Annotated in this window: 11 protein-coding genes and 1 pseudogene; 6 read left to right on the top strand and 6 right to left on the bottom strand. The window is 57.2% G+C overall.

The annotated features are described in order from the left end of the window. The first annotated feature begins 249 nt into the window (after positions 1-249). A complete protein-coding gene (locus tag RI563_RS05720; protein WP_310693399.1) occupies positions 250-678 on the top strand; it encodes a DUF2384 domain-containing protein in 429 nt (142 codons plus the stop codon). 194 nt (positions 679-872) lie between these two features. Here the strand turns inward: RI563_RS05720 and RI563_RS05715 are convergent, their stop codons facing one another. Both RI563_RS05715 and RI563_RS05710 read right to left on the bottom strand, forming a co-directional pair. Next, on the bottom strand, positions 873-1,334 hold the full coding sequence (locus tag RI563_RS05715) for a hypothetical protein (RefSeq protein WP_310693398.1): 462 nt from the start codon (positions 1,332-1,334) through the stop codon (positions 873-875). Positions 1,335-1,357: 23 nt separating this feature from the next. Next, a complete protein-coding gene (locus tag RI563_RS05710; protein ID WP_310693397.1) occupies positions 1,358-1,597 on the bottom strand; it encodes a hypothetical protein in 240 nt (79 codons plus the stop codon). A 271-nt stretch (positions 1,598-1,868) separates the two neighbouring features. Between RI563_RS05710 and RI563_RS05705 the strand changes: the two genes are divergently transcribed. Continuing rightward, positions 1,869-2,168 carry a hypothetical protein gene (locus tag RI563_RS05705; protein WP_310693396.1) on the top strand — a complete coding sequence of 100 codons (300 nt, stop codon included), beginning with the start codon at positions 1,869-1,871 and terminating at the stop codon, positions 2,166-2,168. Between the two features lie 45 nt (positions 2,169-2,213). Further along, positions 2,214-3,083, top strand: coding sequence for an HDOD domain-containing protein (locus RI563_RS05700; RefSeq protein ID WP_310693395.1), 870 nt, complete (start codon positions 2,214-2,216; stop codon positions 3,081-3,083). Here RI563_RS05700 and RI563_RS05695 read toward each other — a convergent pair. The 3 genes from RI563_RS05695 to RI563_RS05685 form a co-directional block, all read right to left on the bottom strand. Then, the gene (locus tag RI563_RS05695) at positions 3,080-3,727 is read right to left on the bottom strand and encodes a thioredoxin family protein (RefSeq protein ID WP_310693394.1); all 648 of its coding nucleotides are present in this window, start codon (positions 3,725-3,727) and stop codon (positions 3,080-3,082) included. The two genes, RI563_RS05700 and RI563_RS05695, sit on opposite strands and share 4 nt — an antisense overlap. Positions 3,728-3,777: 50 nt before the next feature. Then, positions 3,778-4,071: a PilZ domain-containing protein gene (locus RI563_RS05690; protein ID WP_310693393.1), complete on the bottom strand. Its 294-nt coding sequence runs from the start codon at positions 4,069-4,071 to the stop codon at positions 3,778-3,780. Between the two features lie 76 nt (positions 4,072-4,147). After that, positions 4,148-4,354: a YdcH family protein gene (locus RI563_RS05685; protein WP_310693392.1), complete on the bottom strand. Its 207-nt coding sequence runs from the start codon at positions 4,352-4,354 to the stop codon at positions 4,148-4,150. A gap of 111 nt (positions 4,355-4,465) precedes the next feature. Here RI563_RS05685 and RI563_RS05680 point away from each other — a divergent pair. Both RI563_RS05680 and RI563_RS13450 read left to right on the top strand, forming a co-directional pair. Continuing rightward, a pseudogene (locus RI563_RS05680) lies at positions 4,466-5,986 on the top strand (ATP-binding cassette domain-containing protein); the annotation flags it as partial. Between the two features lie 138 nt (positions 5,987-6,124). After that, on the top strand, positions 6,125-6,376 hold the full coding sequence (locus RI563_RS13450; protein WP_411293566.1) for a hypothetical protein: 252 nt from the start codon (positions 6,125-6,127) through the stop codon (positions 6,374-6,376). A 3-nt stretch (positions 6,377-6,379) separates the two neighbouring features. On the opposite strand, the gene RI563_RS05675 is transcribed toward RI563_RS13450, so the two are convergent. Next, on the bottom strand, positions 6,380-6,685 hold the full coding sequence (locus RI563_RS05675) for a segregation and condensation protein A (RefSeq protein ID WP_310693390.1): 306 nt from the start codon (positions 6,683-6,685) through the stop codon (positions 6,380-6,382). A gap of 160 nt (positions 6,686-6,845) precedes the next feature. On the opposite strand from RI563_RS05675, the gene RI563_RS05670 reads away from it, so the two are divergent. Next, positions 6,846-7,415 (top strand): hypothetical protein, encoded by a 570-nt coding sequence (locus RI563_RS05670; protein ID WP_310693389.1) that lies wholly within the window; start codon positions 6,846-6,848, stop codon positions 7,413-7,415. Positions 7,416-7,747: the final 332 nt, after the last annotated feature.

The following is a 7,747-nucleotide window of genomic DNA, read 5'->3' as shown; positions in this document are numbered from 1 at the left end:
CGCCCTTGGGGAGCAGCAGATGATGAACTTCGATTATTCGTTACCGTTTATCAAACTCTGATAGGTCGCAGACCTGTCACCGGAACGGGTTATATCCCGCGTCATTCTTCAGGTTTTTCAGGCTTTAATCCACGACATTGACTGTTTCGCTCTGTTTCAAGGCAGCACTGCCAATGCGGTTTATTGTACAATGGCGAATGACAAATTAAACTGGGTTATACGCAATCCGGTATACCAGACAGGGTTATCATGAGTGAAGTTCACACAGGCAAGCTGAGTTCCATAGAACGGGTTGAGCTGACCCGCGTTATTATGTCGGTTCTCGACAGCTGGGGCATGACCGCCCAGCAACAGGTGGACCTGCTGAATCTGCCGCCGAAAACTCCAACCCGGGCGTTGCGTCGCTATCGCGAAGATACGCCGTTTCCGCAAACCAATGAAGTGGACGAACGGCTGGAGCATATCGTTGGTATCGTCGATGCATTACGCACGACCTATCCGCATAATCCGTCGATGGGGGCCCTGTGGATGAAACAACGTAACAAGCAGTTCCAGAACCGCAGTCCTCTGAAAGTTATGGTCGACGACGGTATCGATGGCATAGTGCGAATTCGCGCACATCTCGATTGCGCCTACGACTGGTTTAACGACAGCAAGTCCGCCAGCAGCGACGACTGAACCCCGATAGGTTCCGGCAAAGTCCGGTGGCCTGTGCTCTTGTGTCGGCGTGATTCAACGTGCCGTGCATTAATCTCCCGACATTACTGATACAGCCCCGGCCAATTGTGGGTCGCTTTTTTCAGTGTGTTCGGTGTTTTCGGTGGTTGCCCTGATCGGGGAATAATGCCGGGGATACTGTTCAGCGTTCAAACTTAACGCCGGCCGCGACGGCGTTTGTTACGCCCTTCGAAGCGGACGATGGTCTTGACCAGCTCAGTAAAGGGGAGATGTTCAAAATCTCCGTAGCGATCCTGCGCATCGCGCAGAATCCCGGCGATGTTCTCCACTTGCCCGGCATCTTTTTTATCCGGGTAGAGCTGGGCCTGTAATCCCAGCAGGCCGCCGGTCTGTACCTTGACTTCCTTGGCATGCGGCAGCGGGCCATCGATGTGCAGCTGTTGCAGGGCGAAGCTGGCGTTTTTTCGTATGAGGTCGATAAAGACCTGGCAACGGGCGTTGCCGGCTTCGGAACTGCAGGCGACCCCTTCGCGATCGGCAAGATTAAAGCGGCGTCCATGCTCGCAGGTACTGCGACGGGAGTTAATGGACTTTTCGAAGATACAACGGCGTTCGTTGATCTCGTGGTAAGTGGATCTGTATTCGTCTTCTTCCACGTAAAGTCCGGCGGTTCAGACCGTTACTTTTCCCACTCGCGCAGGATCGGTTCTTCCCGTTTTTCGGTGAGCATCTCTTCGGCCGCCAGCTGATTGGCGGCAAAGATGACCTTGTAGATGGCCTCGTCCCCCTCGCTCTGCTCGCTGCGCCGGTCGCGAGCAAGATTCTTGGCATCCTTGAAGGATTCAAACTCGTCCAGACATTCGAGGTTTCTGACCATCGAATTGAGTCCTTCGTTCATTTTGTATACGTAATACGGCATAGTCCCCACCTTGTGCACCGATATGATTGAATAACGCACAGCCCGCTAATGAGCCGGGCTGCATGGCGATTGTGAAAGGTCGACAAGCATACTGGCTGAGCGGCAACGGCTCAATAACTCATAGGCAGTATGCTAGTATACATGCGGTTTTTGGCCTGTATTTCAAGGGAGTCCCGCCATTTCCACACAGAATTCACGTGAACTGCTGGCGATCGTCGAGCTGGGCGGTTATCCCGATTTTGCCCCGCTGTATCGCCAGTATGGCTATCAGGTGGAGACCACCGACTCGGTACGCAAGGCAGCCAGGGTGTTAAAAAAATCCCGGCCGCAGGTGATTGTTACCGAATTCAATTTTCAGTCGGATTTTCGGGATCGAACCAGCAGTCTGGAAACCCTGATGGCGGTCGTTCAGCGCATGCCCGAGACCCGGGTGATCGTGTTTTATGAACAGGAATATCTGCACCAGTTCGAGCGGGTGGCGGCGCGTTTTCCCATTCACGCCGCGTTGCCGTTTCCCATTGAACAGGCCGATCTGGAGGCGGCGCTTCAGCGCCTGGTGAGTGACGAATAAGTCTGGTTTATTTCCTTGACGTTTATGTGGTAATTTGTTGTTGTTATGACAAATACGCTCTCCCTGAACGAGGTCGTCCGGCAGACCAACGAGGTGGTGACCCTGCCGGGGGTCTTCGTGCGGGTCAATCGCATGGTGGACGATCCCAGCTGTCCGATGCAGGCGATTGGCGAAGTCATCGCCCAGGATCCCGGCCTGACCGTGCGCCTGCTGCGCATGGCCAATAGTGTCTATTACGGTTTGAGTCACGAGATCGACACGGTCTCGCGAGCGGTCACCGTGATTGGAACGCGCCGGGTACGGGATCTGATTCTGGCCACCTCGGTGGTGCAGGCGTTCGAAGGCATCCCGGAGGAGCTGGGTTCGCTGGAGGCCTTCTGGCGGCACAGCATTCATTGCGGGTTACTGGCCCGGCATCTGGCGACCCGGGTTCGGTTGCGCGAGCCGGACAGCCTGTTCGTGGCCGGCCTGCTGCATGATATTGGTCGGCTGGTCATGTTCAGCCGCTATCCCGAGTACGCGCGCCGGGCACTGGAGCACACTCAAGCCCAAAACGGCGCCACACCGTTTTATCTGGGCGAGCGGCGTGAATTCGGCTTCGACCATGCAGAACTGGGCGGCGCCCTGGCCGAGCACTGGCAATTGCCGTCATTACTGGTCGAATGTATCGCCCATCACCATCAGCCCCGCCATGCGCAACAATATCCGCAGCAGGCGGCGATCGTGCATCTGGCCAACGGCCTCTCCACACCGTCGGAGGAGGAACGCCGATCGGAGGCGGAGCAGGAGCAACGGCTGGACCCCGCCAGCTGGTCGGTGGTCGGTTTATCGCCGGAGCTGGCCGAGCAAGCGCGGCACGACGCCGATGCGCAGCTCAACGAGATGTACCAGCTGTTGCGCGGTGATCTCGACTAGGTCTGCGTTTGTTCCAGCTGCTCAAGCCCCTCGCGGGCAATCTCGCGAATATCGGGGGAGTCGTCCTCCAGCCGTTTTTCCAGCTGGGGGCGGACGTCGGGGTCACCGGTCAGGGCCAGGTAATGAGTGGCGTCGCCCCGGATCTGGGCATTGTCATTTTCCGACAGGCGGGCAAACTCCGGCGCCAGTTGTTTCAACTCGTCACTGCCGGCCAGTGACTCAAGTACCGCATCCAGACCGAGGCGGACCTGGATCTCCAGATCGTCCTGTTCCAGCAGACCGATGATTACCTTGAGCCACTCGGGCTGCTGGCGCAAAAACGTCTCGATGGTCTGCAATTCGCCCTCTTTGAGATGGCTGCGGATGTAATCGGCAATACCCGCTTCACTGCCGGCCTGCTCGGCCCAGTGGCGCAACTCCTTCGGCGAATAGTTGCCCGCCAGGGTAAACGGGCCGATGCGGGCCCAGGGGGTGGTGCGTACCCCCAGTTCCTGAGCCCGGCCGGGATCAGCCACAATGTTACTCACGCGTAACTCGCGCAGCAGACCTTCCTTGATCAGATCGGTTAGCGCCTGCAGCACAGTCGGACAGTGGGCGCAGCCGGTGGCGATCAATACTTCAGCATCCGGGGGTGTTTGTGTCATGTCAGATCTCGATTCAGCGAATAACGGATTTAAAAGGCGGGCAGTGTCGGTCAGTCGTCTTCCAGGAACCGGATCCCGATACCCTCATCGGTGCGACGGACCACTTCGCCCTCGACGACCGGCGCGGGCTCATCGTCCTGAAGCGGGGTCTGGACCTGCAGGCTGACCCGGCTGCCCAGCGGTGGCAGGGTGAGGGCTTCCTCTTCGACCGACAGGAATACGCCGCCATCGCTGATATCGCGGGTTTTGAGAATGAAGCTGTCATGCTCGAATGTCACCCTGACATCCAGTGCCAGGGCAAAACGGGCATGATCGCGTTTGTCACCGACCGGCTCGCTGGCCATGTTGTGATCCGGGTTTGAATACCTGCAAATAACTTTATCCTGCCGGATCAGCCGGTGCAAGCCGGCGGCAAACGAATCAGGCTTCCATATCGGGAATCAGGCGGCTGCGTACCCGGGCAATCATATCCTTGAGCTGCAGCTTGCGCTTTTTCATGCGGGTCAGCTGCAGCTGATCAATGGTGGGATCCTGCGCCAGGCGATTGATGACATCATCGAGATCCCGATGTTCGGACACCAGGGTCTGCAGCTTGTCACGTAATTGTGCAGACTCGTGTTCATCCATAGCAGCGGAACCGTTTATAAAGGGGAGGGCAATTCTAGCTCAATCGCGCAGAGGGCGGAAGCGCCCTGATCGGTGCCGGCGAATACGTTATACTGCCCGCCCTTCCAACCGATGATGATGTCGATGCCGCCTATTTTGACCTTCAAGAATGTGAGCCTCAGCTTTGGCGAGCAGCCATTGCTGGATCACGTCGAGTTGCAGCTCGAACGGGGCGAGCGGGTCTGTCTGGTCGGGCGCAACGGCTCGGGCAAATCGACCCTTATGCACCTGCTCAACGGTGATATCCACCCCGACGACGGAGAAATCTGGCACCCGGACACGCTGCGCATCGCCCATCTGCACCAGGATGTGCCGCAGGAGGCCGGGCAGACCGTCTTCGAGATCGTGGCCGGCGGGCTGCAAGAGGCGGGGGAGTTACTGACCGCCTATCACCAGGCGCTGCAACAGTTCGATGATTCCCCCAGGCAGGTTGAACGGCTGAGCGAACTGCAACATCAGCTCGAAGCGGTGGATGGCTGGCGACTGGAGCAGCGAGTGGCTTCCGCCATCAGTAAAATGGATCTGCCCGAACAGGCCCCACTGGCGACGCTCTCCGGCGGCATGAAGCGGCGCGTGCTGATGGCCCGCGCCCTGGTCAGTGAACCGGATCTGTTATTACTGGATGAGCCGACCAACCACCTGGATATCGAGGGTATCACCTGGCTGGAGCAGTTCCTGCTCGGCTATCCGGGCTGTCTGGTGTTCATTACCCATGATCGTAGTTTTCTGCAGAGTCTGGCCACCCGCATCGTCCAGCTGGATCGCGGCAAGCTTACCTCCTGGCCCGGCGATTACCAGCATTATCTGGAGAAAAAGGAACAGCTGCTGGAGGCTGAGGAAAAACAGCGCGCCCGGCAGGACAAGAAACTGGCCGAAGAGGAAGCCTGGATTCGCAAGGGCATCAAGGCCCGGCGCACTCGTAACATGGGTCGGGTGCGGGCCCTGCAGCAGATGCGTGACGAGGTTCGTCAGCGCCGCGAGGGGCAGGGCCAGGTTCGGCTTAACCTGGACGAAGCGGAGACCTCCGGCAAACTGGTTGCGGAGGTGGAGCATGTCAATTTCGCCTATGACGGCAAGCCGATTCTGAAGGATTTTTCCACCCGCATCATGCGCGGTGATCGTATCGGCATCATCGGCCCCAACGGCGTTGGCAAAAGTACCCTGATCCGTGTGTTGCTTGGCGAGGTTAAACCGGACAGCGGCCGGGTGCGCCTCGGCACCAAACTGGAAACGGCCTATTTCGATCAGCACCGGGCGATTCTTGATCCGCAAAAATCGGTGCTGGACAATCTCAACGAAGGCAGCGAGATGGTCGAGGTGCAGGGGCGCAAGCGTCATGCCATCGGTTATCTGCGTGAATTCCTGTTTCCGGTCAAACAAGTGCATGCGCCGGTCAGAAGTCTCTCGGGCGGCGAACGTAACCGCCTGTTACTGGCCAAGCTGTTCACCCAGCCGGCCAATCTGCTGGTGCTGGACGAGCCGACCAACGATCTTGATGTGGAAACCCTTGAGCTGCTCGAAGATCTGTTGCTGAACTATGATGGTACGCTGATTGTGGTCAGCCATGATCGGACCTTCCTCGATAATGTGGTCACCAGCGTACTGGTGTTCGAGGATGAAGGCGTGGTGAATGAATATGTCGGCGGCTATCACGACTGGTATCGCTATCGCCAGCAGCACCCGCTAATTTCCCGGAGCAGCACGGCCGGGGATGCCGCCAGTAACGAGGTGATGCCCGCGCCCGAAACGCCTGCATCGCAGGTCACCAACCGCAAACTTGGTTATCGGGAGCAACAGGAACTCAAGGCCTTGCCGCAGAAGATCGAGCAGCTGGAGCAGGAACAGCAGCAGCTGCAGGAGGAGATCAGTGACCCGGCTTTTTATCAGCAGGAGCGTGACACCATTGCCACCACCCTGCAGCGGCTGGATCAGATCAACGCCGAACTGGAAGACTGCTTTGTGCGCTGGGAAGAGCTGGAGTAGCGGTTATTTGGCGTCGGGATCGGAGGATTTGTTTTTCTTCAGCCCGGTCATATCCAGCGGAATGACCACCGAATCCTGTGGCTCGTCGATATAACGCGGGCGCTTCTTGCTCGGACGCCCGGCTTCCTCGGCCAGTTCCTTCTCGCGGGTGGATATCAGTCCGAGACAGTCGCGAATCGAAATAATGGTTTCTTCCGACAGCGGATGCTTGAGTCCGGGCTTGGTATAGGTGTCCTTGGCCACATCGGTCAACACCTTGCGCATCATCTGCAGGATCTGCTCTTCTTTGGAATATTCTTTTCCGCTCATTACCAATACCATTCGTTGTCACTACGAGTTCAATATTCAATTCTAGCATTTTGTGGTCGCGGAATCGCCCCTCAAATCCAGGGGATACATGACAATTCATGGGGTTAATTGCCCTGGCGGGGCTGGTATACTGACGCTCCGGTTTGATTCAGGTATTTTGATGTCTTCCTCCCTGCCCTCGTTGTTGCTCTATCCCGTGGATCCCGATTACCGCCCGGACGACCCGTCCGCTCTGGTCGGACTCCTTCAACAGGCCGGGCTGATCGGCGACGCGCTTGAGGAACTTTCCGGCGAACGCTATCAGGCGGGCCATACTTTTTTGCAGCACATCAGTTTTCTCGGCTGTTCACCGGCAGTGGAATTTGAACCGGAGGCGCCCGATTCCGAACAGTTCTGTCATGCCGGTATCCGCTATAGCGAACAGTTGCAGTTTCGCGGCGGCCCGCAACAGGTGCAGGTCCATTGTCGCCAGTGTCGCCACCGGGAAGAGGACTGGGCCGACATCATCGACGGCTGGCAGGCCGATCCGCAAAACCACCGTTATGTCTGTCCCGCATGCGGTGCCGAAAGTCATGCCACCGAACTCAACTGGCGTAAAACCGGCGCCTTTGCCCGGGCGTTCATCGAGCTCTACAACATCTATCCCCACGAGGCCGTGCCCACCGACGGCATCCTCAAACGCCTGCGCGACGCCACCGGCGTCGACTGGAAATACATCTACGTCCGCTGACATTGCTCAATTGCTCTGGGAAAGAAACGCAGAGGACGCGGAGGCGCGGAGTCGCAGAGATGTAAACTGATTTGTTTTTTCGACTTTCGTTGTCGATAAAATTTATAGTCAGTTGAATGGCTGGATACAGCCACATTGGACAAATGAAATGCCTGGTGACAACTCAGAGGAACAATTGAAAAAGTCCTGGTAAATCAGAGTTACCAAAATAAATTATTTGTTTTCTCCGCGTCTCTGCGCCTCCGCGTCCTCTGCGTTATTTTCCAGAAAATCTGATTGTGGCTCGCGCTTGACACCCGTCGATTCTCGACGCAAACTCAATAGCATGTTTA

Origin of the sequence: Thiohalophilus sp., assembly GCF_031581315.1 — a bacterium.
Taxonomy (GTDB): Bacteria; Pseudomonadota; Gammaproteobacteria; order UBA6429; family Thiohalophilaceae; genus Thiohalophilus.
This window is presented reverse-complemented; position numbering and strand designations above follow the sequence as displayed.